Below are 26,229 nucleotides of genomic sequence, written 5' to 3'. Positions count from 1 at the left end.
CGTCCAGTGGGCGTGCCGCCCGCCTCACGCCCGGCCGGCGGCCGGTCGGGTGCCCTCCTCGAGCAGCTCGAGGACGTGCCGGTAGGGACGGCCGGTGGCCGCCGTCATCCCCATCTCGCAGGTGCGGTTGGACGAGGCGTAGGCGTCGAACGGCCCCGCGGCGCGCTCGGCGGCGGCGATCTCGGCAGCCTCCCGCTCGGTGGCCCCTGCTGGCAGCTCGGGGTGGAGCATCCCGCGGTCCCCCGCCGTCCCGCAGCACCCCCACTCCGCGGGGACGGTGACCTCCCGGGCCACGGCGCCGGCGACGGCGGTGAGGTCCTCGACCGCGCCGAGGTGGACGGTGGAGCACGTCGGGTGGACCACGAGCCGGTCGAGCAGCGCGCCCGCGGGCACGTCGAACCGGTCGAGGAGGACCTCGCGGGTGTAGGTGACGGCGTCGACGACGCGCACCCGCGCCCACCGCTGGGCCGCCGGTCCGGTGAGCCGCTTGCCGATCGAGGCGAGGCCGTGGGTGCAGCTCGCGGCGTCGCACACGAGCGGCAGGCGTCCGCCGTCGGTGAGCTCCCACACCGAGTCCGCGACCCGCCCGGCCATGAGGACCGCGCCGTCGACCAGGCCCTTGGACTCCCAGACCGTCCCGCAGCACAGCCCGTCGATCCCCTCGGGCACCGCGAGCCGCACCCCCGCCCGCTCGCACAGCGCGGCGAACGCCGCCCCGGCGCCGAGCGTGCCGTCCCCCTCGGGAGCGAAGAGCGAGCCGATGCACGCGGGGAAGAACACGGCGTCGTGGGTCCCGGGCGCGACCGGGCCGACCATCCGGCTGCGCGGGCTGCCCGGGCCGGGCAGGGAGCCGTCGACGTGCGGGAGGAGGTCGCGCCCACGCTCCCCGACGACGGCGCGCACCGCCGTCGTCGCCGCCGACAGGACCGGCCCGGGGACGTGGTCGGCGACGGCGAGACCGGCGCGCAGCGTCGTCGTCGCGGTGCCCCACGCCCCGGCCAGGCGCCGCCCGACCGCCTGGGCGAGCGGCCCGTTGGCCGCGGCGCGGCGCTGCTTCATCACCGCGCCGGTGTCGATGTCGACCGGGCAGGAGACGCGGCACAGCGAGTCAGCGGCACACGTCTGGACGGCGGCGTAGTCGTAGGCGTCCTCGAGCTCGGCCCGCCGCTCGGGACCGGAGTCGGCGGCCTCGCGCAGGAGGGCGATGCGCTGGCGGGGCGTCGTCGTCGTGTGGCGGGAGGGGCAGGCGGGCTCGCAGAAGCCGCACTCGACGCACCGGTCGAGCTCGGGGTGGACCTGCGCGGGGCGCTTGAGGTCGCGCAGGTGGATGGTCGGGTCGTCGCTGATGACGACGCCGGGGGCGAGCACGCCGCGCGGGTCGCACAGCCGCTTGATCTCGCGCATGACCTCGTAGAGCTCCGCGCCGTACTGGCGGCGCACGAACGGGGCCATCATCCGGCCGGTGCCGTGCTCGGCCTTGAGCGAGCCGCCGGCGTCGAGCACGAGCCCGGCGAGCTCCTCGCTGAACGCGGCGTAGGCGTCGCGGGCCCGCGGGTCGCCGAGGTCGGGGTTGACCATGAAGTGGAGGTTGGCGTCCTTGGCGTGGCCGAACGTCACGGCGTCGTCGTAGCCGTACCGGGCGAGCAGACCCTCCAGGGCACGCACCGTGTCGGTGAGGGCGGGCCCGGGGACGACGACGTCCTCGAGCATGGCCGTCGTGCCGGTCGGGCGGGCGCCGGCGACGGCCGCGTACAGGCCCTTGCGCACCTGCCACATCGCCGCCCGCGCGCGGGGGTCGGTGGTGAGCGGCGTCGCCGCGGCCGGGGACAGGCCGGCGAGCAGCGGCTCGGCGCCGGCGGCGAGCTCGGCGAGGCCGTCCGCCGTCGCGTGCTGGAGCTCGACGAGCAGGGCGGTGTGCCGGTCGACGGCGAGCTCACGCAGGACGGGGTCGGCGCGAGGGTCGCGCTGGGCCACCCGCAGCGCCGCGGCGTCCATGAGCTCGACGGAGACGGCGGAGGTCGCGATGACCGTCGGCAGCGCGGCGGTCGCGGCGCCGATGGAGTCGAGCACGAGCAGCGCCGTCGCCGCGTGCGGCAGGACGGGCACGGTGCGCAGGGTGACCTCGGCGAGGTAGGCGAGGGTGCCCTCCGAGCCGACGAGCAGGTGGGCGAGGATGTCGACGGCGGAGTCGTGGTCGAGCAGCGCGTTGATCCCGTAGCCCATGGTGTTCTTCATCGAGAACTGGTGCTCGACGGCGCGGCGCAGGTCGGGCCGCGAGCGCACGTGGTCGCGCAGGCGGAGCAGGCCGGCGTGCAGCTCGGGCTCGCGCGCGGCGAGCAGCGCGTCGGCGGCCGGGGCGGCGGTGTCCACGACCGTGCCGCTGGGCAGCGCGAGGACCACCGAGTCCAGCGTGCGGTAGGCCGTCGCGGCGGTGCCCGAGGTCATCCCCGAGGAGTTGTTGGCGACCACCCCGCCGACGGTGCAGGCGATCTCGCTCGCCGGGTCGGGGCCCAGGCGCCGGCCGTGGCGGGCGAGGGCGGCGTTGACCCGCCGCAGGACCGCGCCCGGGCGGCAGCGCACGCGGGCGCCGTCGTCGAGCACCTCGACGTCCTGCTGGTGGCGGCGGACGTCGACGAGGACGCCGTCCGTGACGGCCTGGCCGGACAGGCTCGTGCCGCCCGCGCGGAAGGTGAGCGGCACGGGCGGGGTCGCCCGGCCGGCGGCGGCCATGACGGCCGCGACCTGCTCGACCGACGTCGCGGTGACGACGGCCTGCGGGCGCAGGAGGTAGTGGGAGGCGTCGTGGGCGAGGCGCGCGCGGTCGACCTCCCGGGTGCTCAGCCCGCCCGCGCCGGCGGCCGCGGCGAGCGGGGCGAGGTGCGGCGTCTTCGTCACGGCGTCAGTCTCTCGTAGCGGCCCGCGCAGAACCCCGCTCTCGCGCGGAAGTCGGCTGTCGCGCGGAAGTCGGCTGTCGCGGGAGGGGGCCAGGGGGCGGTCCGCTGGGGTCGGGGGCGGGCAGGGTGTGGGTGTGGTGTGTGGGGCGGGCAGGGTGTGGGTGTGTGGGGCGGGCCCGGGCCGGGTCGGCCCGGGCCCGCCTCTGCTCACAGGCGGTCGCGCAGGCGGTCGACCCGCTGAAGCAGGTCGGCGCCTGCCTCCTCGGTCACCGTGTCGCGGCGGCTCGGGCTCTGGAGGTGGCGGACGAACCGGTCGAGGGCCTGCTCGGCCTGCCGGGTCTTGCCGGACGCGAGGTGCCGCTCGGCCTGGTCCAGGGCCTGGGTGAGCTGGCCGACGACCGGCCCGGCCACCGCGCCGGCGGCGACGTGCCGGTCGAGCGCGGAGCGGATGCCGTCGACGGACACCTCGTAGAGGCGGTAGTCGTCGGCGAGCGCGTCGAAGGCCGCGAGCTCCTCGGCCCAGCCGGCGATGATCTCGTCGGGGTCGACGCCCGCCTCGAGCTGGAGACGCACGTCCTTGTCACCGGTGAGCCGGTCGATCCAGCACGTGTCGGCCTCGGTCTCGCAGCGCTGGTTGGGGTAGATCGTCCCCTCGCGCCAGTCGACCTCGGGGGTGTCGTAGAACGCCTGGAGGACGTGCAGGCCGGTGCGCACCGGGACGTAGGAGGCCGGGTCCGTGATGTGGACCTCGACGCCGCCGGAGAGACGCCCGCCCTGTTTCTGCCCGGCGGCCGGGTTGGCGAACATCGGCCGGAAGTGGACGCCCTCGAGGCCGCGGGAGTTGAGGTCCTCGGCGAGCGCGTACGCCTCGACCTCGTCCAGGTCCCCGTGCCCGATCCACAGGAACGGCTTGGTCGTGCCGCGACCCTCCGAGGCGTCGAGCGACTCGATGAGGCCGGTGCCGGCGTAGGCCCACGCCGTCTCGAGCGTGGGGATGTTCGGGGAGGGCAGCACCCACTCCAGGCCGTAGCCGTCGACGAAGTCGTCGGGGTCGTAGCCCTCCATCTGCACGACGTGGAAGTTCTCCACCGGCTCCTCGAGGAACTCGCCGTTGAACAGGGCGGCGAGCTCACCGACGGTGAGGCCGTGCTGCATGGGGATCTCGCGCAGCCCGACGAAGGAGGAGACCGACGGGTCGAGGACCGGCCCGTCCATCCGGTCGCCGAGGGGGTTCGGCCGGTCGAGGACGACGAAGTCCTTGCCGAACTCCGCCGCGGCGTCCATCGCGTAGTACATCGTCCAGATGTAGGTGTAGAAGCGGGCGCCGATGTCCTGGATGTCGAAGAGCAGGACGTCGACGTCCGCGAGCATCTCGGCGGTGGGCCGCTGGGTGGCGCCGTAGAGGGACCACACGGTGAGGCCGGTGCGCGGGTCCTCGTAGTTGGGGACCTGGGCGCCGGCGGGTGCGCCGCCGAGGATGCCGTGCTCCGGCGCGTAGAGGGCGGTGAGCTCGTAGCCGCCCTCCTCCTGGTGCTCGACGAGGAGGTCCATCGTGTGGGTGAGCTCGCTGTCCACGCCGGTGGGGTTGGTGATGAGACCGACGCGCTTGCCCTCGAGCAGGTCGAGCTGGTCCTCGAGGAGGACCTCGACGCCGAGCTCGACGGTCGGTCCGTCGGGTTCCGGGGAGTCACCGTGGCCGGGTCCGCCCGGTCCGCGGTCGGCTCCGGTGGTGCTGCCGACGCCGAGCGTCAGCGCCCCGGACAGGGCGATCGCGAGGGCGACGCCGGCCCGGGAGGGCTTTCGTAGGGTCATGACCTTCACTCCTTCGTTGGGGTGGGTAGGACAGGCGCCGAGGCGGCGGCGGGCGTGAGTCCCGCGAGCAGGAGCCCGGCGGCGGCTGTCGTGGCCAGTCGGCGGCGTGTGCGCATACGGATGATCCCCTCCATCACTCCGGCGTGGCGTGGGTCACGCTAGGGCTGCCGCGCAGGTGGTGTCAATCCTTACCCCGTAGCGCCAGCTGTACAGAACTCCTTTACACACACCCTTCATGGGCCGGCGAGGACTTCCCCTGGTCCGTCCCGCGAAAAGGTCAGCGGAGAGTCAGGATCAGCCGGTACGCTTTACCGGATCCGATCCCAGGAGGATGCATGTCCCGCCGGGCGCACGCCTGCGCCGTCGCGGCCGCCGCGCTGGCGTTCGCCATGGCGGGATGCGGCGAGCCGCCGGGGGAGGACTCCGCCCACCTCGCCTCCGCGGGCCTGTCGACCGTGACGTTCCGGCTGTGGGACGAGGCCGCCGCGGACGCCTACCGCGAGTCCTTCGACGCGTTCAACGCCATCCACCCCGGCGTCCACGTCGACGTCGAGGTCGTCCCCCACGACGCCTACGCCGAGGCCGCCGCCTCCGACCTCGCGGCGGGCACGATGGCCGACATCTTCTGGACGACGAGCGAGGACGTCGCCGCCGAGGCCGGCTCCGGTCACCTCCTGCCCCTCGGCGAGGTGATCGGCGAGGACCAGGAGACGTGGGCCCCGGAGCTGGCCGAGCCCTACGCGGCGGACGGGGAGCTGTGGGCGGTGCCCCAGCTGTGGGACGCGACCGTCCTGTTCTACAACACCGAGCTCGTCGAGCGGTCGGGCGTGGACCCGGCGGCGCTCACCTGGGACCCGGCCGCCGTCGAGGAGGACGTCCTCGTCGCGACCTCCGCCCCCGCGTCCAGCTCCGAGCCCGCGCCGGAGACGGCGCAGGAGACCGCCCCCACGGACGACACGCTGCGCGCGGCGGTGCGCGCACTGACCCGCGACTCCTCCGGCCGGAGCGCGACGGAGGAGGGCTTCGACCCCGCCGCCGTCGCCGAGTACGGCTACAACACCGACCTCACCTCCCCGGCCGTCTGGCTGCCGTTCCTCGCCCAGCTCGGGGCCCGTTCGGAGGGGCCGCAGGACCTCGTGCTCGACGGCCCCGCGGGCCGGGCGACGTTCTCCTACCTCGCCGCACTGCCCGACGAGGGCGCCCGGGCGGCGGACGTCACCGCCCGCCAGCTCTTCACCGGCGGGCGACTCGCGCTGTACCAGTCGACCTCCGCAGACCTGCCCCACCTGCAGAGCCACGCCCAGGCCGAGTGGGGCCTCGCCCCGGTCCCTGCCGGACCCGAGGGCGCGGCCACCGTCGTCGACGGCGTCGGGGCCGCGGCCAACGCGGCGAGCGAGCAGCCGGAGGCCACCGCCCAGGTGCTGCAGTGGCTCGCCTCGAGCAACGGGCAGTCCGCCCTCGCCGGCCACGGCGTGGGCATCCCGGCCGCCGCAGGGGCGCAGGACCTGTACCGGGAGGCTTGGGCGCTGCGGGGCGTGGACGTCTCCGCCGCGCTCGACGTCCCCGCCGTCAGCGCGCCCACCGGCCCACGGGTGGCCGACGCCCTCGAGGCCGTCCGTCCACTCCTCGCCCGCCTGTTCCGCGGCGAGATCCCCACGCAGGAGGCCCTCACGGCCGCCCAGACCACCGCCCTGGCGATCCTCAGCCCCTGAGGAGAAAACCCGGTGACACCCCCGCCGCCCGGGCGTACCGTCGTCGGTACACGTGGAAGGAGGTGGTCCAGAAGATGAGCAACGCATGGACACGTGAGGTGGCTGTCCGCTAGCCGTCCGACGGACGGACCTGTCGGTCCCACCGCCGAACGGCGGCGAGATCCCGGCAGTCACCGGCACCCGCGGGAGCCGTGGCATCGTCCACCACGGCACCCTGGCCAAGACCAGGAGCCCGCGGGTGCTCCCACGCCCTGGCAGGCTAGGGGCATGGACCTTCGCATCTTCGTCGAGCCCCAGCAGGGGGCCACCTACGGTGACCAGCTCGCCCTCGCGCAGCGCGCCGAGCAGCTCGGCTTCTCCGGCTTCTTCCGCTCCGACCACTACCTGCGCATGGGCGCCGGTGACCCGCTGCCCGGCCCCACCGACGCGTGGACCACGCTCGCCGGCCTCGCCCGCGAGACCTCGACGATCCGCCTCGGCACCCTCGTCTCCTCCGCGACCTTCCGCCTGCCTGGCGTGCTCGCCATCCAGGTGGCCCAGGTCGACGAGATGTCCGGCGGGCGGGTCGAGCTCGGCCTGGGCGCCGGGTGGTTCGCCGAGGAGCACGCCGCCTACGGCATCCCCTTCCCCGACAAGCGCTTCGGCCTGCTCACCGAGCAGCTCGAGATCGTCACCGGGCTGTGGGCCACCCCGGTCGGGGAGACCTTCAGCCACTCCGGTGAGCACTACCAGCTCACCGACTCCCCCGCCCTGCCCAAGCCGGTGCAGAGCCCGCTGCCCGTCGTCGTCGGCGGCAACGGACCCCGCCGGACGCCGCGCCTGGCCGCCCGGTTCGCGGCCGAGTACAACCAGTCCTTCCCGGAGAAGGCCGCCGTCGCCGCCCAGCGCGACCGGGTCCGCGCCGCCTGCGAGGAGGTCGGCCGCGACCCCGACGAGCTCGTCTACTCCGCCGCGTTCGTCGCGTGCGTGGGCCGTGACGACGCCGAGGTCGCCCGCCGGGCCGCCGTCATCGGCCGCGACCCCGAGGAGCTGCGCCGCAACGGCCTGGCCGGCACGCCCCAGGAGGTCCTCGACGGTCTCGCCGCGCTCCGCGAGCAGGGCATCACCCGCGTCTACCTCCAGTGCCTGGACCTCGGCGACCTCGAGCACCTCGACCTCGTCGCGAGCGAGGTCATGGCCCACCTCCCCGCCTCGGCATGACGGACGACGACGGCGCGCGCCGACCCCTGCGCACCGGCCTGCACCTGGGCTACTGGTCCGCCGGGCCGCCGGAGGGGGCGGCGCGCGCCGTCGAGCTCGCCGACGCGGCGGGCGTGGACTCGGTGTGGACCGCCGAGGCCTACGGGTCCGACGCGCTCACGCCGCTCGCGTGGTGGGGCGCCCGGACCTCCCGGGTACGCCTCGGCACCGGCATCGCCCAGATCTCGGCACGCACGCCCACGGCGACGGCGATGGCCGCCCTCACCCTCGACCACCTCTCCGGCGGGCGCTTCGTGCTCGGGCTCGGCGCCTCCGGCCCGCAGGTCGTCGAGGGCTGGTACGGCCGGCCCTACCCGCGGCCGCTGGAGCGCACCCGCGAGTACGTCGACGTCGTGCGCCAGGTGCTCCGGCGCGAGGCGCCCGTGCACCTCGAGGGCCGTCAGGTGCGCCTCCCGCTCACCGGGGAGGGGACGACCGGGGAGGGCAAGGCGCTGCGCCCCACGGTCCACCCGCTGCGCGCGGACCTGCCCATCCACCTCGCGGCCCAAGGGCCGAGGAACGTCGCGCTGGCCGCGGAGATCGCCGACGGCTGGCTGCCCGCGTTCCTCTCCCCCCGGCTCGACGGCTGGGCGCGCGAGCAGCTCGCCGCGGGCTTCGCCCGACGCGACCCCCGGCTCGCGCCGGCCGACCGGTTCGAGGTCAACGTCAGCCTGCCGCTGGCGGTGGGCGCCGACGTCGAGGCGGCGGCGGACCTGCTGCGCCCGCACCTCGCGCTGTACGTCGGCGGGATGGGCTCGGAGCGCTCGAACTTCCACCGCGAGGCGGTCGAGCGGCTCGGTCACGACGCCGCGTGCGCGCAGATCGCCCGGCTGTGGGCCGCCGGGGACCGGGAGGGAGCGGCACGCGCGGTGCCGACCGAGCTCGTCCTCGACGTCGCCCTGGCGGGGCGGCCCGACCAGGTCCGCGCCCAGCTGCGCGCCTGGGAGGGGACGGTGGCCACCGGTGTCCTCCTCCAGCTGCCGCCCGCGGCCGTCCCCGCGGCCCTGGAGGCGCTGCGGCCCTGAGTCCCGCGTCCTCGCGTCACGGACCGCTTATGCTCAGCGCGAGCGTAAGGGTGTAGGGTGACGCGGTCCGCCTCCCACGGCGAAAGAGAGCACCTCGATGGCCGAGCACACCCAGACCGCCTCGCTCACCCGGGCCCAGCGCCTGGACCGGCTTCCCTTCACCCGCCCGCACCGCCGGCTCCTCGGCGGCTCCGGCATCGGCTGGGCGCTGGACGCCATGGACGTCGGTCTCATCTCCTTCGTCATCGCGGCGCTGGGCGTGGAGTGGGGCCTCAGCGACGGTCAGCGGTCGTGGATCGTCTCGGCGGGCTTCGTCGGCATGGCGATCGGTGCGAGCGTCGGCGGGCTGCTCGCCGACCGCATCGGCCGCCGGCAGGTCTTCGCCCTCACCCTCCTCGTCTACGGCCTGGCCACCGGCGCGTCGGCCCTCGCCACCGGGCTGGTCGCGCTCATCGTCCTGCGCTTCGTCGTCGGCCTGGGGCTGGGCGCCGAGCTGCCCGTCGCCTCGACGCTCGTCAGCGAGTACGCCCCGAAGAGCATCCGCGGCCGGGTCGTCGTCATCCTCGAGGCCTTCTGGGCGGTCGGGTGGATCGCCGCGGCCCTCATCGGCTACTTCGTCGTGCCCGGTGAGAACGGGTGGCGCTGGGCGTTCGTCATCGGCATGGTCCCGGCGTTCTACGCGCTCTACGTGCGGCTGCACCTGCCGGAGTCCGTGCGCTTCCTCGAGCGCAAGGGCCGTGTCGAGGAGGCCGAGGCCGCGGTCCGGACCTACGAGGAGGCCGCCGGGATCGAGCCCGTGCCCTCCCCCGGCGTCGTCGAGGAGTCCGCCCCGCCGCGCTGGCGCACGCTGTGGGCACCGCGCTTCCGCCGGCGCACCGCGGCCCTGTGGGTCGTGTGGTTCGGGGTGAACTTCGCCTACTACGGCGCGTTCATCTGGCTGCCGTCCCTGCTCGTCGCCCAGGGCTTCTCCCTGGTCAAGTCCTTCGAGTACACACTGATCATCACCCTCGCCCAGCTCCCCGGCTACGCCCTCGCGGCGTTCCTCATCGAGAAGTGGGGCCGCCGGGCGACCCTCGCCGCCTTCCTCGCCGGCTCGGCGGTGGCGGCGCTGCTCTTCGGCCAGGCGACCACCGTCCCGGCGATCATCGCCGCCGGCATGGCACTGTCCGCGTTCAACCTCGGGGCGTGGGGGGCGCTGTACGCGGTGAGCCCGGAGGTCTACCCGACGGCGCTGCGGGGAACCGGCTCCGGCTCCGCCGCCGCCTTCGGCCGGCTCGCCTCGATCATCGCGCCGCTCGCCGTGCCGTGGCTCGTCGGCCGCGGCGGCAGCTCGGTCGCCTTCCTCGCCTTCGGGATCGCGTTCGTCGTCGCCATGGTCGGTGCCCTCTTCCTGCCCGAGCTCAAGGGCGCCGCCCTCGAGGAGGAGTAGGGGTCGCCCGCTACTCTCCCGCCAGCTGCGCCTGCGCGGCGGCCCGGTGCTCCTCACGGCCCGTCGTCAACGCGAACAGGCCGTAGCCCACCGGACCGGCCGCCATGAGCGCAGCGCACCGCTCCTCCAGCCGCGGCCAGTCCCGGCCGCCCGCCTCCGCGTAGGCGGCGACGGTCGCGGCGAACGCCTCGGGCGGCGCGAAGGCGTGCTGGTACATGAAGTCCCGCGCCGGGTCGTCCACCCGGGCCGTCGTCCAGTCCAGGACGCCCGAGACGGCGTCGTCGTCCTCGATGAGAACGTGTGCCGGGTAGAGCTCGCCATGGGTGAAGACGGTCTCCTCGGGCCACAGCCCGTCGTCCTCGAGCCAGGCATCCAGCCGACGACGCAGCTCGAGGTGGACCTCGAACTCAGCCGCGACCCTGTCGATGTCCTCGGCCCAGCGTTCGCGGACCTCCGCCGGGCTGCGGACCTCCACACCCACCCCCTCCGCCTCGTCCACCGGGGCGGCGTGCAGCGCGGCGAGCAGGCGGCCGAGCTCGGCGGCGTACTGCTCGGATCCCGGGTCGAGGTGCCACACGACGTCCTCACCCTGGATCGTCAGGCCGGGCCGGCCGGGCAGCAGCGGGTAGGCGACGAGGTCGGGGGCCACGACGTGCCAGTCGGGCACGGCCACGGGCAGGTGGCGCGAGGCGAAGGCGAGGATCGCCTGCTCCTGCTCGACGGCCGCCTGGACGTCCGGGCGACGCGGAACCCGCAGCACCCACTCCCGCCCGTGGACGTCGTGGGCGTAGGCCACGTGGAAGTCGAGGCCGGCGTCGTTGTGCCGCAGGGTGCGCGGCCGCAGCTGCAGGCCGTGGGCCGCGGCCCGGGCGAGTAGGTCGGCGTCACCCGTCATGGAGAAGACTCTCCCAGGGGGCAGGTCGTACCGCACCCGTTGCCGGTCGTGCCACTTCCTCTCACCGGCGCGTCCGTGCCCGGAGCGCGGCGCTCACCCCGCGCCGGCGGACTCCGCGAGAGGGCCGCTGAGCCACGCGGTGACCTCGCGGGGCGACCTGAGGCGGACGACGGGCAGGTGCGGGAGCTGCTGGGCGGCCGCCGTGACCCGTGCCCGGTTCCCTGCCCTGTGCGTGACTGCCCATCGCACGACGTGCTCCCGGTCGGTGAGAACGGTGTGCAGCGGCGGCTCGACGTTCCCGTTCCACAGCACCTCGCGCCTCACCCGCCGGCGCACCGTGCGGCGCACGAGCCGCGGCAGCGTCACCGTGGCGAACGGCAGGTCGAGCCAGACGAGGAGGTCGGCACGCTCGAGGAGCAGCGGGCGGGCGGCCGCGTACTGCCACTCGGTGGTCCACGTCTCGCGCGCCGCCAGCGCGCGGACCTCGTCGCAGAACTCCGCCCGCGGCACCCAGCCGGGACCGTGGAACAGGGAGTCCAGCTCGGTGTGGGGCGCGTCGAGCACCGCGGCCACGTCGCGGGCGACGGTCGTCTTGCCCGAGCCGGAGACGCCCGCGACGAGCACCCGCTGCGGCCGCCCGGGCAGCCGTGCGTCGAAGGGGAGCACGGCGGCATGCTACGCGCCGGCACCCGGCCACGACGCAGCCCGCGTCGCCCCCGGGCGGGTCCGGCGCGGTGGAGGCAGCCGCGCCGGACCGGCCGGTCAGTGGGCCGTGTCCCCCGCCATGAGCTCGGCGAAGTACTTCCCGACCCGCTCGTCGGCCCAGCTCCAGGCGTCCTCACCGCGCATGACGACGTCGGAACCGCCGTCGCAGTAGATCGTCTGGCCCGCGCAGTGGGAGTTCTCCACCGAGGTGAGCCAGATGCACAGGTTGGCGATGGACTCCGGCGGCTGGTGGTAGTTCAGCGGCATCGGGACGACGGCGTCGAGGAAGGCGACGGACTCCGGGGTCGCGCGCAGCTCCTCGGTCATCGGGGTCTTGACGATGCCCGGCGCCACGGCGTTGAGCGCGATGCCCGCGCCCGCCCACTCCGCAGTCACGGACTGGGCGCGGACCCAGCGGGAGATCGCCCGCTTGGACGACGCGTAGATGAGGCCGCCGGCCCGCGGGTCGGCAGCGAGCTGCTCGGCCATCGCCCGGGCAGTCGCCTCGTCACCCTCGAGCATCGCCTGGACGAGCGGCGGGTAGTTGGGCTGCAGCGAGGACATCGAGCTGACGACGGCGACGCGCGGCGCGGCGGACCGGGCCAGCGTCGGGCGGATCCCCTCGAGGAACTCGGTGACGCCGTAGTAGTTCACCGAGACGGTGAGCGGGCTGACGGCCGAGACACCGGCCGAGGCGATGACGGCGTCGACCGTCCCGCCGGCCGCCTCGACGGCGTCGGCCACGCCCTGGCGACGGCCCTCGGGGGTCGACAGGTCGGCCGTGACCTCGGTCCCCCGGAGGTCCACGCCGACGACGGTCGCGCCTGCCTCACGCAGCAGCCGTGCCGCGGCGGCGCCGATCCCCGATCCTGCTCCGGTGATGACGTAAATACGGGACATGGGACCCTCCTTCGTTGGTGACCCAACTCTTCTCCTGCCGCACCCCGGGAGGTGGGCCCAAGGTCCCGTTCGGAGTCAGGCGCCGACGACAGGGCTGCGCCGCTCGAGCAGCACGATGTCGCGCCAGCTCCCGGCGAACGGCCCGCGCTCCATCCGGGCGATCCGCCGGCGGATGCCGACCTCACGGAAGCCGGCGCCCAGGTGCAGCGCGAGGCTCGGCAGGTTCTCCGGGAACACGGAGGACTGGAGCGTCCAGATCCCCGCCTCCTCCGTCGAGCGGACGAGGGCGTCGAGGAGGAGGCGGCCCACGCCCCGCCCGCGCGCGGCGCCGGCGACGTACACCGAGTCCTCCACCACGCCCGCGTAGGCGGCACGTGTGGAGACCGCGCTCACCGTGGCCCACCCGAGGACGGCGTCGTCGTCGAGGCACACGAACCGGTGGGCGCGCAGCCGGCCCTGGTCGAAGGCCTCCCAGCTCGGGGTGGCCGCCTCGAAGGTGGCCTGGCCGCCGGCGATGCCCTCGGCGTAGATCGCCTCGACCGCCGGCCAGTGCCGGGCGTCCATGGACACCACCCGCAGCGGGGCGGTGTGCATGGTCGGCTCCGGCACCGGGCCGTCGGTCGGGTCGCTCAGAAGTCCCAGTCCTCGTCCTCGGTGTCCACGGCCTTGCCGATGACGTAGCTCGAGCCGGAGCCGGAGAAGAAGTCGTGGTTCTCGTCGGCGTTGGGGCTCAGCGCGGACAGGATCGCCGGGTTGACGTCGGTCTGGTCCTTGGGGAACAGCCCCTCGTAACCGAGGTTCATCAGCGCCTTGTTGGCGTTGTAGCGCAGGAAGGCGTTGACGTCCTGGGTGAGCCCGAGGGGACCGTAGAGGTCCTCGGTGTACTGCTCCTCGTTCTCGTAGAGCTCCAGGAGCAGGTCGAAGGTGTAGTCCTTGAGCTCCTGGCGCCGCTGCGGGGACGCCTTCTCCACGGCCCGCTGGAACTTGTAGCCGATGTAGTACCCGTGGACGGCCTCGTCGCGGATGATGAGGCGGATGAGGTCCGCGGTGTTGGTGAGCTTGGCCCGCGAGGACCAGTACATCGGGGCGTAGAAGCCGGAGTAGAAGAGGAACGACTCGAGCATCGTCGAGGCGACCTTGCGCTTCTCCGGGTCATCACCGCGGTAGTACTCCATGACGATCGCGGCCTTGCGCTGGAGGTTCTCGTTCTCCTCCGACCACGCGAACGCGGCGTCGATCTCCCGGGTGGAGATGAGGGTGGAGAAGATCGAGGAGTAGCTCTTCGCGTGGACCGACTCCATGAAGGCGATGTTCGTGTACACCGCCTCCTCGTGGGGCGTCACGGCGTCGGGGATGAGGCTCACGGCCCCGACGGTGCCCTGGATCGTGTCGAGCAGGGTGAGGCCGGTGAACACCCGGGTCGTCATGGTCTGCTCGGCGGGGCTGAGCGTGTTCCACGACTGGATGTCGTTGGACAGCGGCACCTTCTCCGGCAGCCAGAAGTTGCCGGTGAGGCGGTCCCAGACCTCGACGTCCTTCTCGTCCTCGACCCGGTTCCAGTTGATCGCCTGGACCCGGTCGACGAGCTTGAGCTTCTCCACGGTGTTTCTCGTTCTCTCTTCTGGTGCGACGGGGGTCAGCGGACGCTCAGAGCGTGCAGCTGACGCAGCCCTCGACCTCGGTGCCGGTGAGCGCCATCTGGCGCAGGCGGATGTAGTAGAGCGTCTTGATGCCCTTGCGCCACGCGTAGATCTGCGCCTTGTTGAGGTCGCGGGTGGTCACGGTGTCCTTGAAGAACAGCGTGAGCGACAGGCCCTGGTCCACGTGCTGGGTGGCCGCCGCGTAGGTGTCGATGATCTTCTCGTAGCCGATCTCGTACGCGTCCTCGTAGTACTCGAGGTTGTCGTTCGACATGTAGGGCGCCGGGTAGTAGACGCGCCCGAGCTTGCCCTCCTTGCGGATCTCGATCTTCGACACGATCGGGTGGATCGAGGACGTCGAGTGGTTGATGTAGGAGATCGAGCCGGTGGGCGGCACGGCCTGGAGGTTCTGGTTGTACAGGCCGTGCTCCATGACGGAGGCGGCCAGCGCGCGCCAGTCGTCCTGGGTGGGGATGCGGGTGCCGGAGCTCTCGAAGAGCTCACGCACGCGCTCCGTGCGGGGCTTCCACTCCTGCTCGACGTACTTGGTGAAGAACTCCCCCGTGGCGTACGTCGAGCTCTCGAAGCCGGCGAAGCTGCGGCCGCGCTCGATGGCGATCTTGTTCGACTCGGTGATCGCGTGGAACGCCACCGTGTAGAAGTAGATGTTGGTGAAGTCCACGCCCTCCTCGGACCCGTAGTAGATCCGCTCGCGGGCGAGGAAGCCGTGGAGGTTCATCTGGCCCAGACCGATGGCGTGGGACTCGTTGTTGCCCTTCTCCACCGAGGGGACCGACCGGATGTGGGTCTGGTCGGAGACCGCGGTCAGCGCGCGGACGGCGGTGCCGACCGTGCGGCCGAGGTCCGGGGAGTCCATCGCCCGGGCGATGTTCAGCGAGCCGAGGTTGCAGGAGATGTCCTTGCCGACCTCCTCGTAGGAGAGGTCGTCGTTGAACGTCGACGGCGTGGAGACCTGGAGGATCTCCGAGCACAGGTTGGACATGCTGATCCGGCCGTCGATCGGGTTCGCGGCGTTCACCGTGTCCTCGAACATGACGTACGGGTAGCCGGACTCGAACTGGATCTCGGCGATCGTCTGGAAGAAGTCGCGCGCCTTGATCGACGTCTTCTTGATGCGGTCGTCGGCGACCATCTCGTCGTACTTCTCCGTCACGCTGATCTCGGAGAAGGGCACCCCGTAGACGCGCTCGACGTCGTAGGGGGAGAACAGGTACATGTCCTCGTTGCGCTTGGCGAGCTCGAAGGTGATGTCGGGGACGACGACGCCGAGGGAGAGTGTCTTGATGCGGATCTTCTCGTCCGCGTTCTCCCGCTTGGTGTCGAGGAACCGCATGATGTCGGGGTGGTGGGCGTTGAGGTAGACGGCCCCCGCACCCTGGCGGGCCCCGAGCTGGTTGGCGTAGGAGAAGGAGTCCTCGAGGAGCTTCATCACGGGGATGACGCCGGAGGACTGGTTCTGGATGCGCTTGATCGGCGCACCGGCCTCACGCAGGTTGGTGAGCGAGAGGGCGACGCCGCCGCCGCGCTTGGACAGCTGCAGGGCGGAGTTGATGCCGCGGGCGATGGACTCCATGTTGTCCTCCACGCGCAGGAGGAAGCAGGAGACGAGCTCGCCACGGGAGGCCTTGCCCGCGTTGAGGAAGGTCGGGGTGGCCGGCTGGAAGCGGCCGGTCGCGATCTCCTCGACCATGGCGACGGCGAAGTCCTCGTCGCCGGCCGCGAGGGTGAGGGCGACCATGACGACGCGGTCCTCGAAGCGCTCGAGGTACTTCGTGCCGTCGAACGTCTTCAGCGTGTAGGACGTGTAGTACTTGAAGGCGCCGAGGAAGGAGTCGAAGCGGAAGCCGAGGGAGTCGACGACCTGCCAGATCCGCTCGAGGAACTCGGGGGTGTAGGCGTCGAGGACGGCCTTCTCGTAGTAGCCCTCGTCCACGAGGTAGCGCAGCCGCTCCGCGACGCTGGGGAACGTCACGGTGTTGGGCACCACGTGCTGGCGGAAGTAGGCGTCGATGGCGTGCTTGTCCGCCTCGAACTGGATCCTGCCGTCCGCGTCGTAGAGGTTGAGCATCGCGTTGAGGGCGTGGTAGTCGAGCTCTGGCGACGTGCCCCGCTGCGTCATGCCGATATCAGTGACCGTTGCTGCCAAAACTGTCCCAATCCCTCACGGACGCGGGTGACGTCCTCTGCTGTTCCGAGTAGTTCGAATCTGTACAAGAACGGCACCTCGAGCTTCGCGGCGATGATGTCGCCGGCGATGCAGTAGGCGGAGCCGAAGTTCGTGTTGCCGGCCGCGATCACCGCACGGCACAAGGAGCGGTTGTGCGGGTCGTTGAGGAACTTGATCACCTGCTTGGGCACCGCTCCGCGCCCGTTGCCACCACCGTAGGTGGGGACGACGAGGACGTACTCCTCGTCGACGGTGAGGAAGGGCTCGGTGGGTCGCAGCGGGATGCGCCGCGCATCGAGCCCCAGCCGTTCGATGAACCGGTGCGTGTTCTCGGAGGCCGAGGAGAAGTAGACGAGGATTCCCATGTCACCCCTCGCGTGTCGTTCGTGCGTGCTCCGGGGAGCCCGTGGACTCGGCCGGGTCGCCGGTCGAGGGCGACCCGGCCGAAGCTCAGACGGCGACAGAGGCGGCCTGCGCCGCCAGCGCCTTGATCTTGTCGGGGCGGAAGCCCGACCAGTGGTCGCCGTCCGCGAAGACGACGGGAGCCTGCTGGTAGCCGAGGGCCTTGACCGTCTCGAGCGCCTCGAGGTCGGTGGAGATGTCGACGACGTCGTACTCCAGGCCGTGCTTGGCGAGCGTGCGGTACGTGGCGTCGCACTGGACGCAGGACGGCTTGCTGAAGACGGTGATGCTCATCGGAGCGGCTCTCCCCTCGTTGCGCCTCGCCCGGGTCGGGCGGCTGAACGACAGACATGTAGTTCGGACCTCGGCTGGAAGACCGACACTACACCTAGTGGTCCGGCTTGGGCACTACCCCTAGGTGTTGTGTCGGAGTGTCGTGTTCTCGGCGTGTCATCCACAGCCTCGCGGCCTATCTGTGCACGGTTGTCCGCAGCCTGGGGACAGCCTGTGGAGAGCGCTGTGGCGCGGCGGGACGGCACTGTTCCAGCGTCCCACCGAGCACTGACATCGCCCCCGTGGGCGGCCGGCGGCGGGGGTGTGGACAGGGCGCGCGGCGTGTCGTCCACAGACGGTGGACGACGGCCCTGGGAGGCCTGGAAATCTCCCCGCTGTGCGGCGCCTCACCCCAGGTGTCGTAACGCACAGGAATCCCCGGAGACAGCCTGGGAGCCATCACTCATGATGGAACTGTGAAGATGAACGTCGAGAGCTTCAACCTCGACCACCGAACCGTCAGTGCACCGTACGTCCGGGTCGCGGACACGAAGACCCTGCCCGGGGGCGACGTCCTCACCAAGTTCGACGTCCGCTTCGCCCAGCCGAACGTCGCCCACCTCGAGATGCCGGTCGTGCACTCGCTCGAGCACCTCATGGCCGAGCACATGCGCAACCACACCGACGCCGTCATCGACGTCTCGCCGATGGGCTGCCAGACCGGGTTCTACGCGCTGCTCCTCGGCGTGGACACCGCGGCGTTCCTCCCGATCCTCGAGGCCACCCTGCGTGACGTCCTCGCGGCACTGGAGGTCCCCGCAGCCAACGAGGTCCAGTGCGGCTGGGGGACGAGCCACGACCTCGCCGGCGCCCAGGGCGCCGCGCGCGCGTTCCTCGACCGTCGTGACGAGTGGGAGCAGGTGCAGGCATGAGCGAGATCTTCGGTGTCCGCGTCGCCCCCGGGTCGCCGCTGACCGCCCCGATCACCACCGTCGACGCCGTCGTCATCGCCGCGATGGAGGAGGAGATCGCGCCGTTCGAGCAGCGCGCCGACCACATCGCCACCCAGCGCCACGTCGGGGCCTCCCGCTCGGTCATCGCGCGGATCGGCGGGCGCAGCGTCCTGCTCATCCGCTCGGGCATCGGCGGGGTCAACGCCGCGACGGCCGCCGTGCTGGCGATCCACGCCGTGCGCACCCCCGTCGTCATCTCGGCGGGGTCGGCCGGCGGGCTCGGCAACGGCGTGCGGGTGGGTGACGTCGTCGTCGGTGACGAGTACGCCTTCGCCGGCGCGGACGCCTCGGCCTTCGGCTACGTGCCCGGCCAGATCCCCGGCATGCCGCCGACCTACCCGGCCTCGCCCGCGCTCGTCGAGCGCGCCCGTCACCGCCCCGGCGTGCTCGTCGGCGCGATGGTCTCGGGCGACTCCTTCGTCGACGCACGCACCGTGGACGTCTTCCGCGAGCGCTTCCCGCGGGCCCTCACCGCCGACATGGAGACGGCGGCGATCGCGCAGGTCTGCTACTCCTTCGGGATCCCCTACGTCGCCGTCCGCGGCGTCTCGGACCTGTGCGGACCCACCGCCGGGGAGGACTTCCACCTCGCGGTCGACGACGTCGCCGTCCTGTCGGCCGACGTCACCCTCGACCTCATCGACGTCCCGGCGGCCGTCCTCCAGGGCTGAGGCTCACACCTCGGCGAGCGCGTTGACCGTCGCGGTCAGCGTCTCCTTCGCGTCCCCGAAGACGAGCTGGGTGCGCTCGGCGAAGAGGAGCTCGTTCTCGATCCCGGCGAAGCCAGGACGCATCGAGCGCTTGAGGAAGAAGACCTGGCCGGCGCGGTCGGCGTCGATGATCGGCATCCCGTAGATCGGGGCGCTCGGGTCGGTGCGCGCGGCGGGGTTGACGACGTCGTTGGCCCCGACGACGAGGACGACGTCCGTCGAGGGCATCGCCGCGTTGACGGCGTCGGCCTCGACGAGCTGCTCGTAGGGCACGTTCGCCTCGGCGAGCAGGACGTTCATGTGGCCCGGCATCCGCCCGGCGACCGGGTGGATGCCGTAGACGGCGTCGACCCCGCGCTCGCGCAGCGCCCCGACGAGCTCGGCGACGGCGTTCTGCGCCTGCGCGACCGCCAGCCCGTAGCCCGGCACGACGACGACCCGGTGGGCGTAGGCGAGGGCGATGGCGACGTCGTCGGGCTGCGCGCGGCGCACCGGCCGGTCGGACTGCTCGGTCGACCCGGCCGTCGACCCGCCCTTGAGCGCACCGAAGAGGATGCCGGTGACCGACCGGCCCATCGCCCGCGCCATCGCGAGGGTGAGGATCGTGCCCGACGCGCCGACGAGCGTGCCGGCGACGAGCATGAGCGTGTTCGGCATCGCCAGGCCGGAGCCGGCGACCGCCAGACCGGTGAACGCGTTGAGCAGCGAGATGACGATCGGCACGTCCGCCCCACCGACGGGCAGCACGAGGAGCAGCCCGAGCACCAGCCCGACGGCGAGCAGCGGACCGCCGAAGGCGGTGTGCCCGGTGGTCGCGGTGAGCACCGCGAGCACGACGGCCGCGAGCGCCGTGACGGCCATGACGATCGGGGCCGCCGGCAGGACGACCGGCCGGGAGGTCATGAGCCCCTGAAGCTTGAGGAAGGTGACGACCGAGCCGGACAGCGCGATGGCGCCGACGAGGACGGCGAAGGCGGAGGCGCCGTTGCCGAGCGCGGTGCCCTCCCCCGCCCACTCGGCGAGCTCGATGATCCCGACGACGGCCGCCGCACCGCCACCCGCGCCGTTGAACACGGCGACGAGCTGGGGCATGTCGGTCATCCGCACGCGGCGCGCGAGCGGCACGGCGACGACCGTGCCGAGGAGGATCGCGACGAGCGCGAGCACGAGGTTGAGCGTGGGGAAGTCGACCGACAGGAGGACGACGAGGACGGCGAGCGCCGCACCGAGGGCGCCGAGCCGGTTGCCCCGGACGGCGGTGCGCGGGGAGCTCAGGCCCTTGAGCGCGAGGATGAAGCAGACCGCGGCGGCGAGGTAGCCGAGGGCGGTGAGCCAGGTGGGCAGCAGGGTCACTTCGTGCTCCCCTTCCGGGCGAACATCTCGAGCATCCGGTCGGTGACGACGAACCCGCCGACGAGGTTGACCGTCGACAGGACCACGGCGAGCAGACCCAGGACGAGGAGGAAGGTGTTCGCGGCGTGCGCGGTGACGACGAGCGCCCCGACGAGGATGATCCCGTGGATGGCATTCGCGCCGGACATCAGCGGCGTGTGCAGCGTCGAGGAGACCTTCGAGACGACCTCGACGCCGACGAACGCGGCGAGCACGAGGACCGTGAGGATGGTCATCGGGTCACTCATCGGTGCTCTCGTCTCCCTGGGGCACGCCCAGCTCGGTGGGTCGGGGCGGCTGCGCGCGGTGCGCCACGCGGTCGACGCCGTCGTGGGTCACGACGACGCCGTCGAGGATGTCGTCGTCGAGGTCCACGGCGATCTCGCCGTCGCGGACGAGCAGGCCGAGCAGCGCCTTGACGTTCTGGGCGTACATGCTCGAGGCGTCGGCGGCGAGGGCGCCGGCCGGTGAGTCGAGCCCGACGACGGTGACCGCGCCGAAGCCGTCGGCGCACGGGACGAGGACGTCCTCGCCGGGCCGGGAGCCCTCGACGTTGCCACCGGTGGCCGCCGCCATGTCGACGACGACGGAGCCGGGCCGCATCGCCGCGACCATGTCGGTCGTGACGAGGCGCGGCGCGGGACGGCCGGGGACGCCCGCCGTCGTGATGAGGACGTCGGCGGCGGCGATGTGCGGGGCGAGCGCGGCCCGCTGGCGGGCGGCGTCGTCCTCGCGCAGGTCGCGGGCGTAGCCGCCGGAGGCCTCGCGCCGGTCGACGCCGACGTCGATGAACGTGGCTCCGACGGACCGCACCTCCTCGGCGGAGTCGGGCCGGATGTCGTTGGCCTGGACGACCGCCCCGAGCCGGCGGGCGGTGGCGATGGCCTGGAGCCCGGCCACGCCCACGCCGAGGACGACCACGCGGGCCGGCGGGACGGTGCCCGCGGCGGTCATCGCGAGCGGGAAGAAGCGGGGCAGGCGCACCGCCGCCTCCAGGACGCAGCGGTACCCGGCGACGAACGCCTGGGAGGACAGCGCGTCCATCGCCTGGGCGCGGGAGGTGCGCGGCAGCCGCTCGAAGCCCAGGGCGGTGATCCGCCGGCCGAGCGCCGCGGCCACCCGGTCCGGCTCGGGCGGCCCGATCATCCCGATGGTGAGGGCGCCCTCGCGCAGCCGGCCGAGCGCGGCGGCGGGCAGCGGGGAGACGTGGGCGACGACGTCGACGGCGTCGAGGTCGACGGCGTCGACGAGCTCGGCGCCGGCCTCGGCGTACTGGGCGTCGGAGAACGTCGCGCGCGCCCCGGCCCCGCGTTCGACGAGGACACGGGTGCCGCCGCGGGTCAGCGCCCGGACGACCTCCGGCACCAGCGCCACACGGGTCTCGGGCACGGGCTCGCGTGGAACCGCCAGGGTGATCACGCTCTCACCCTAGTGAGGGGCCCGGGGACGATGGTCCTGACCGCCGCTCAGGCGGCGTCGCGGCGACGGAAGACGACGGCGCCGACGACCGGGACGGCGAGCGCGAGGATGCCCAGGTAGGCGGCGCTCTGCCCGAAGGACAGGACGTGCTCGGTGTACTCGCACATCGTCCCGGTCGCGTCGGTCGTGCACGTCTCGACGGCGTAGGTCGTGCCGCGCGCGAGCCACCCCTGGACGTTGGTGCCGAGCACCCACGGCGCGGAGCCGGGCACCAGCCCGCGCACCATCCCCTCGCCGATGAGGTAGACGACGGCCACCCCGAGCACCGCCGCGGTGTGCCGCAGGAGGAAGCCCAGCGCCGCGCCGACGAGCGCAGCGACCACGGCGAGCGCGACCACCCGGGCGGCGGTGCCGGCCACGGCGGCCCACTCGTCCCCGCCCATCCCCGAGGCGACCTCGAAGTGGACGGCGATCAGCGACACCCCGGCGACGACGAGCGCGGTCCCGGCGACGGCGAAGGGCACCGCGCCGAGCGCGGCGGCGAGCACCTTCGATCCGTAGACCCGCAGCCGGCGCGGCTCGAAGGTGAGCCAGGTGCCCATCGCCGCGGTCGTGAGCTCGGCGGCGGTGGACGTGGCGCCGACGAGCAGCGCGGCGAGGAGGAGGACCTGGGCGTAGCCCGCGACGTAGCCCGGCAGGCTCTGCTCCAGGAGCGGCGCCGTGCGCACGTACCACTCGCGCTCCGGCGGGCCGTAGTCCGCACAGCCCCAGTCGACCTGCTGACCGGTCGCCTCGGACTCGGCCGCCTCGTCCTCCAGGCACTGGGCGACCATCTCCTCCCCGTTCTCCTCCCAGTACTCCAGCTCGTCCTGGTAGGCCTTCTCGGCGACGGCGAGCTCCTGCTCCGACATCGGCTGCGCGGACTGCCAGGCGCTGAGGAGGACGAGCAGGGTGGCGAGGAGGGCGCCGACCATGGTGAGGACGACGAGCCGGCGGGCGAACAGACGCCGCAGCTCGACCGTGAGCAGACGCCTCATGCCCGCTCACCGCCCGCGAGGACGGCATCTCGCCCGGCGTGCCGTCCGGGGGTGTCCTGCTCCAGGCCCTGGCCGGCGGTGAGGTCGAGGAAGACCCGCTCGAGGTCGCGCCGCTCCGGGGTGAGCTCGTTGACGTACAGCCCTGCGTGGGCGAGGAGCTCGGTGATCCGGGCCGGGTCCGCCGCCCCGCGAACCCGCAGCCGTCCGGCCTCGAGCCGGACGCGCAGGCCGGCGGCGGTGAGGACCTGCGCGGCGGTGTCGGGGTCGGCGACGCCGACCTTGACCGTCGTCCCGCCGTCGGCCGCGCCGATGACCTCGGCGACGGTCCCCTCGGCGAGCAGGCGGCCGCGGCCGATGATGGAGACCGTGTCGGCGACCTGCTCGACCTCGGCGAGGATGTGGCTGGAGACGAGGACGGTGCGGCCCTCGTCCCCCAGGCGCCGCATCGTCTCGCGGATCTCCCGGATCCCTCCCGGGTCCAGGCCGTTGGTCGGCTCGTCGAAGATCAGCAGGTCCGGGGACTTGAGCAGGGTCGCGGCGATCGCCAGGCGCTGCTTCATGCCCAGGGAGTAGGTCGCGTAGCGGTCCCCGGCCCGGTCGCTGAGCGCGGTCGCGGCGAGGACCTCCTCGACCTTGCCGCGCGGCGCGCCGATGGCGCCGGCGAGCAGGTCGAGGTTGCGCCGCGCGGAGAACGTCGGGAAGAACTTCGGCGACTCGACGATGGCCCCGACCCGTCCGATGACCTCGGGGAGCCGCTGGGGGACCTCGTGGCCGAAGACCCGCATGGTGCCGCTCTCGGGGCGGATGAGGCCGAGGAGCATCCGGATCGTCGTCGTCTTGCCCGAGCCGTTGGGTCCGAGGAAGCCGTGGACCCCGCCCACGGGCACGTGCAGGTCGAGGCTCTCGACGCCGACCCGGCCACCCCCACGGCGCGGGTAGGTGCGGCGCAGCGCGGCTGTGTCGATCGCGAGGTCACCCATCGAGGCTCCAGGGGAAGGGGGTGGAGGTGGGCGACGTCGCCCGCAGGACGGAGGTTATCGGTACGGGACCCCCTGCGTGGGTCGGACCGGACCTCGGGATGCCGCCGGGAGCGACACTCTGAAGGTGCGACCGGCCACGAGCGGGCGGACCATGGTCGCCATGGCATCGGAGGACCCGGCAACCGCGAGCACATCTCCCCTCGCCCCGCGCGACGGCGGGCGCACACCCGCGAGCGGCAAGACGTTCCTCGGGCAGCCGCGCGGTCTGGCGAACCTCTTCAGCGTCGAGCTGTGGGAGCGGTTCTCCTTCTACGGCATGCAGGGCATCGTCCTGCTCTACATGTACTTCTCCGTCACCGACGGCGGGCTCGGCATCGACCGGGCCGCCGCTGCGGGGATCGTCGGCGCCTACGGCGGGTCGGTCTACCTCTTCTCCATCCTCGGCGGGTGGGTGGCCGACCGGTTGCTGGGCTCGGAGCGGACGATGCTCGGCAGCGCCGTCCTCATCATGCTCGGCCACATCGCCCTCGCGCTGATCCCCGGCGTCCCCGGGCTCGCCGTCGGCCTCATCCTCATCGCCGTCGGCTCCGGCGGGCTGAAGGCGACGATCACCAACCTCGTCGGGACGCTCTACTCCGCCGACGACCCACGCCGTGACGCCGGCTTCTCGATCTTCTACATGGGGATCAACATCGGCGGGCTCATCGGTCCGCTGCTCACCGGCCTCGCCCAGCAGCGGGCCGGCTTCCACCTCGGCTTCGGGCTCGCGGCGATCGGCATGGCCATCGGCCTGACCCAGTACCTCCTCGCCCGCCGGAACTTCCCCGACTCGGTGCACGAGGTCCCCAACCCGCTGCCGCGGAACCTCTACGGGCGGTACATCGCGATCGGCGCGGGCGCCGTCGTCGTCGTCGTCCTCGCTGTCGTCACCGGGCTGCTCACCGCCGAGAACCTCGCCGACGTCGTCGTCGGCGCGACGATCGTGGCCGCGATCGTCCTGTTCGTCTTCCTCCTGTCGAGCAAGCGGATCAGCGCGGACGAGCACTCCCGCGTCGTGTCGTTCATCCCGATGTTCATCGGCTCGGCGGCGTTCTGGGCGCTGTTCCAGCAGCAGTTCACGGTGATCACGATCTACTCCGACACCCGGGTGGAGCGCGACTTCACCGACCTGCCGCTCCTCGGGGACTGGACGATGCCGATCTCCTGGGTGCAGTCCTTCAACCCGTTCTTCATCATCCTGCTCGCGCCGCTGTTCGCCGCGCTGTGGACCAGGCTCGGCCGCCGCCAGCCGACGACCCCGGTGAAGTTCAGCCTCGGCATCATGACGATGGGGGCGGCCTTCCTCATCTTCCTGCCGATGGTGGGGACCACTGCCGTGCCGGTGCTGTGGATCGCGCTCATCATGCTGGTCGCCACGATGGGCGAGCTCATGCTCTCCCCCGTGGGTCTCTCGCTGTCGACGAAGCTCGCGCCGAAGGCCTACCCGGTCATGATGGTCGCGCTGTTCTACCTCTCGCTGGCCCTGGGCACGGCGCTGTCCGGCTCGCTCGCCTCCTTCTACAGCGAGGACAACGAGGGACCGTACTTCGGCACCCTCGGCGCGGTGACGATCGGGGTGGGCCTCGTGCTGCTCGCGCTCTCGCCGCGCATCACGCGCGCCATGCGCGGGGTGCGCTGAGGCGTCGTCGCCGTCCGCGCGCCGCGAACCTGCCACCACGTAGCGCGCCAGGACCCTGGCGGGCCGGCGGGACCGGCGTGTCGTCCGCGTGTCGCGCACTTTGTGGCAGGAACGGCCGATGACGTGACCGACGCCACGGGCTGAAGGGGAACAGCAATCATTGGTTGACGGTTCAACCGTGCATCCAGGGACGAGCACCGTCCCGCCGCCCCCATCCCGAGGAGCAGTCATGACGCGGATCGCCATCGTCACCGGAAGCGTCCGTCCCGGACGACAGAGCCTCGACGTCGCCCGCTGGGTGAGGTCGCTCGCCGAGCGGCGCACCGACGCCACCTTCGAGATCGTCGACATCGCCGACTTCACCCTGCCGGTGTGGGACGACGTGGCGCCACCCGCGATGGCGCCCAGCAGCACGCCCCACGGCCAGGCCTGGTCCCGCGCGATGGACCAGTACGACGGGTATGTCTTCGTCGTCTCGGAGTACAACCACTCGATCACCGGTGCGCTGAAGAACGCGCTCGACTACCTCTACCTCGAGCTGAGCGACAAGGCCGCCGGCTTCGTCAGCTACGGCTCGGCGGGCGGGGTGCGCGCGGTCGAGCACCTGCGCGGCATCCTGTCCGAGATGCGGGTTGCGCACGTGCGCAACGCGGTGACGCTGCCACTGTCCACCGACTTCGAGAACTACACGACCTTCACCCCCACGGAGTCGTCCACCGCCTCCGTGGAGCCGATGCTCGACCAGCTCGTCGCCTGGGCCACGGCCCTGGAGTCGGTCCGGCAGCCCGCCGTGGTCACCGTCTGACACGTCCGCCCCGGGCGCCAGCGCATCCCGCGGTGCCCGGGGCGCGGGAATGCCCCGGCAGGGGACGGCGTTCCCCCGTCC

At 72.7% G+C, this 26,229-nt stretch carries 23 protein-coding genes; 8 read left to right on the top strand and 15 right to left on the bottom strand.

The window, feature by feature from the left end; all coding sequences use genetic code 11:
- Nucleotides 1-24: 24 nt before the first annotated feature.
- Nucleotides 25-2,895: an FAD-binding and (Fe-S)-binding domain-containing protein gene (locus FE251_RS00275; protein WP_139949205.1), complete on the bottom strand. Its 2,871-nt coding sequence runs from the start codon at nt 2,893-2,895 to the stop codon at nt 25-27.
- A gap of 206 nt (nt 2,896-3,101) precedes the next feature.
- Complete coding sequence (locus FE251_RS00270) at nt 3,102-4,706, bottom strand: exo-beta-N-acetylmuramidase NamZ family protein (protein ID WP_139072590.1); 1,605 nt, start codon at nt 4,704-4,706, stop codon at nt 3,102-3,104.
- A 335-nt stretch (nt 4,707-5,041) separates the two neighbouring features.
- On the opposite strand from FE251_RS00270, the gene FE251_RS00265 reads away from it, so the two are divergent.
- The 4 genes from FE251_RS00265 to FE251_RS00250 all read left to right on the top strand — a co-directional run bounded on the left by FE251_RS00265 (nt 5,042) and on the right by FE251_RS00250 (nt 10,111).
- Entirely contained in the window at nt 5,042-6,418 is a 1,377-nt protein-coding gene (locus FE251_RS00265) for an ABC transporter substrate-binding protein (protein ID WP_139072589.1), read from the top strand.
- A 267-nt stretch (nt 6,419-6,685) separates the two neighbouring features.
- Nucleotides 6,686-7,618 (top strand): LLM class F420-dependent oxidoreductase, encoded by a 933-nt coding sequence (locus FE251_RS00260; RefSeq protein WP_139072588.1) that lies wholly within the window; start codon nt 6,686-6,688, stop codon nt 7,616-7,618.
- Between the two features lie 26 nt (nt 7,619-7,644).
- Nucleotides 7,645-8,682 (top strand): LLM class F420-dependent oxidoreductase, encoded by a 1,038-nt coding sequence (locus tag FE251_RS00255; protein WP_139949204.1) that lies wholly within the window; start codon nt 7,645-7,647, stop codon nt 8,680-8,682.
- A 97-nt stretch (nt 8,683-8,779) separates the two neighbouring features.
- A complete protein-coding gene (locus FE251_RS00250) occupies nt 8,780-10,111 on the top strand; it encodes an MFS transporter (RefSeq protein WP_139947338.1) in 1,332 nt (443 codons plus the stop codon).
- Nucleotides 10,112-10,121: 10 nt separating this feature from the next.
- On the opposite strand, the gene FE251_RS00245 is transcribed toward FE251_RS00250, so the two are convergent.
- The 8 genes from FE251_RS00245 to nrdH all read right to left on the bottom strand — a co-directional run bounded on the left by FE251_RS00245 (nt 10,122) and on the right by nrdH (nt 17,135).
- Entirely contained in the window at nt 10,122-11,006 is an 885-nt protein-coding gene (locus FE251_RS00245) for a macrolide 2'-phosphotransferase (protein WP_139072585.1), read from the bottom strand.
- Nucleotides 11,007-11,099: 93 nt separating this feature from the next.
- Nucleotides 11,100-11,672 (bottom strand): P-loop NTPase family protein, encoded by a 573-nt coding sequence (locus FE251_RS00240; protein WP_139072584.1) that lies wholly within the window; start codon nt 11,670-11,672, stop codon nt 11,100-11,102.
- A 96-nt stretch (nt 11,673-11,768) separates the two neighbouring features.
- The gene (locus FE251_RS00235; RefSeq protein ID WP_139072583.1) at nt 11,769-12,611 is read right to left on the bottom strand and encodes an SDR family oxidoreductase; all 843 of its coding nucleotides are present in this window, start codon (nt 12,609-12,611) and stop codon (nt 11,769-11,771) included.
- Nucleotides 12,612-12,686: 75 nt separating this feature from the next.
- On the bottom strand, nt 12,687-13,205 hold the full coding sequence (locus tag FE251_RS00230; RefSeq protein ID WP_230976477.1) for a GNAT family N-acetyltransferase: 519 nt from the start codon (nt 13,203-13,205) through the stop codon (nt 12,687-12,689).
- A gap of 35 nt (nt 13,206-13,240) precedes the next feature.
- Nucleotides 13,241-14,212: a class 1b ribonucleoside-diphosphate reductase subunit beta gene (nrdF, locus tag FE251_RS00225; RefSeq protein ID WP_139072582.1), complete on the bottom strand. Its 972-nt coding sequence runs from the start codon at nt 14,210-14,212 to the stop codon at nt 13,241-13,243.
- A gap of 46 nt (nt 14,213-14,258) precedes the next feature.
- Nucleotides 14,259-16,391: a class 1b ribonucleoside-diphosphate reductase subunit alpha gene (gene nrdE, locus FE251_RS00220; protein ID WP_139947337.1), complete on the bottom strand. Its 2,133-nt coding sequence runs from the start codon at nt 16,389-16,391 to the stop codon at nt 14,259-14,261.
- Nucleotides 16,388-16,804: a class Ib ribonucleoside-diphosphate reductase assembly flavoprotein NrdI gene (gene nrdI, locus FE251_RS00215; protein WP_139072580.1), complete on the bottom strand. Its 417-nt coding sequence runs from the start codon at nt 16,802-16,804 to the stop codon at nt 16,388-16,390. Before nrdI ends, nrdE begins: the two co-directional genes overlap by 4 nt.
- 85 nt (nt 16,805-16,889) lie before the next feature.
- Nucleotides 16,890-17,135: a glutaredoxin-like protein NrdH gene (gene nrdH, locus FE251_RS00210; RefSeq protein WP_139072579.1), complete on the bottom strand. Its 246-nt coding sequence runs from the start codon at nt 17,133-17,135 to the stop codon at nt 16,890-16,892.
- A 461-nt stretch (nt 17,136-17,596) separates the two neighbouring features.
- On the opposite strand from nrdH, the gene FE251_RS00205 reads away from it, so the two are divergent.
- Nucleotides 17,597-18,046 (top strand): S-ribosylhomocysteine lyase, encoded by a 450-nt coding sequence (locus tag FE251_RS00205; protein ID WP_139072649.1) that lies wholly within the window; start codon nt 17,597-17,599, stop codon nt 18,044-18,046.
- A complete protein-coding gene (mtnN, locus tag FE251_RS00200; protein ID WP_230976476.1) occupies nt 18,043-18,798 on the top strand; it encodes a 5'-methylthioadenosine/S-adenosylhomocysteine nucleosidase in 756 nt (251 codons plus the stop codon). The genes FE251_RS00205 and mtnN overlap by 4 nt, the downstream gene beginning before the upstream one ends.
- A 3-nt stretch (nt 18,799-18,801) precedes the next feature.
- Here the strand turns inward: mtnN and FE251_RS00195 are convergent, their stop codons facing one another.
- From FE251_RS00195 to FE251_RS00175, 5 genes are read right to left on the bottom strand one after another with little or no spacing between them, the layout of a single operon-like run.
- Nucleotides 18,802-20,190, bottom strand: a complete 1,389-nt coding sequence (locus tag FE251_RS00195; RefSeq protein ID WP_139072578.1) for an NAD(P)(+) transhydrogenase (Re/Si-specific) subunit beta — start codon at nt 20,188-20,190, stop codon at nt 18,802-18,804.
- Nucleotides 20,187-20,477, bottom strand: coding sequence for an NAD(P) transhydrogenase subunit alpha (locus tag FE251_RS00190; protein WP_139072577.1), 291 nt, complete (start codon nt 20,475-20,477; stop codon nt 20,187-20,189). The genes FE251_RS00195 and FE251_RS00190 overlap by 4 nt, the downstream gene beginning before the upstream one ends.
- Nucleotides 20,470-21,648: an NAD(P) transhydrogenase subunit alpha gene (locus tag FE251_RS00185; RefSeq protein WP_230976475.1), complete on the bottom strand. Its 1,179-nt coding sequence runs from the start codon at nt 21,646-21,648 to the stop codon at nt 20,470-20,472. The genes FE251_RS00190 and FE251_RS00185 overlap by 8 nt, the downstream gene beginning before the upstream one ends.
- Before the next feature lie 47 nt (nt 21,649-21,695).
- Entirely contained in the window at nt 21,696-22,685 is a 990-nt protein-coding gene (locus FE251_RS15370; protein ID WP_168202599.1) for a hypothetical protein, read from the bottom strand.
- Entirely contained in the window at nt 22,682-23,665 is a 984-nt protein-coding gene (locus tag FE251_RS00175; RefSeq protein ID WP_139947335.1) for an ABC transporter ATP-binding protein, read from the bottom strand. The genes FE251_RS15370 and FE251_RS00175 overlap by 4 nt, the downstream gene beginning before the upstream one ends.
- A gap of 160 nt (nt 23,666-23,825) precedes the next feature.
- Between FE251_RS00175 and FE251_RS00170 the strand changes: the two genes are divergently transcribed.
- On the top strand, nt 23,826-25,343 hold the full coding sequence (locus FE251_RS00170; protein ID WP_168202598.1) for a peptide MFS transporter: 1,518 nt from the start codon (nt 23,826-23,828) through the stop codon (nt 25,341-25,343).
- A 229-nt stretch (nt 25,344-25,572) separates the two neighbouring features.
- Entirely contained in the window at nt 25,573-26,148 is a 576-nt protein-coding gene (locus FE251_RS00165) for an NADPH-dependent FMN reductase (RefSeq protein WP_139072574.1), read from the top strand.
- Nucleotides 26,149-26,229: the final 81 nt, after the last annotated feature.

It is taken from the genome of Georgenia wutianyii (genome assembly GCF_006349365.1).
In the GTDB taxonomy this organism is placed as follows: Bacteria; Actinomycetota; Actinomycetes; order Actinomycetales; family Actinomycetaceae; genus Oceanitalea; species Oceanitalea wutianyii.
Note: the sequence above shows the minus strand (reverse complement) of the source record. Positions and strands in the feature narration are given on the sequence as shown.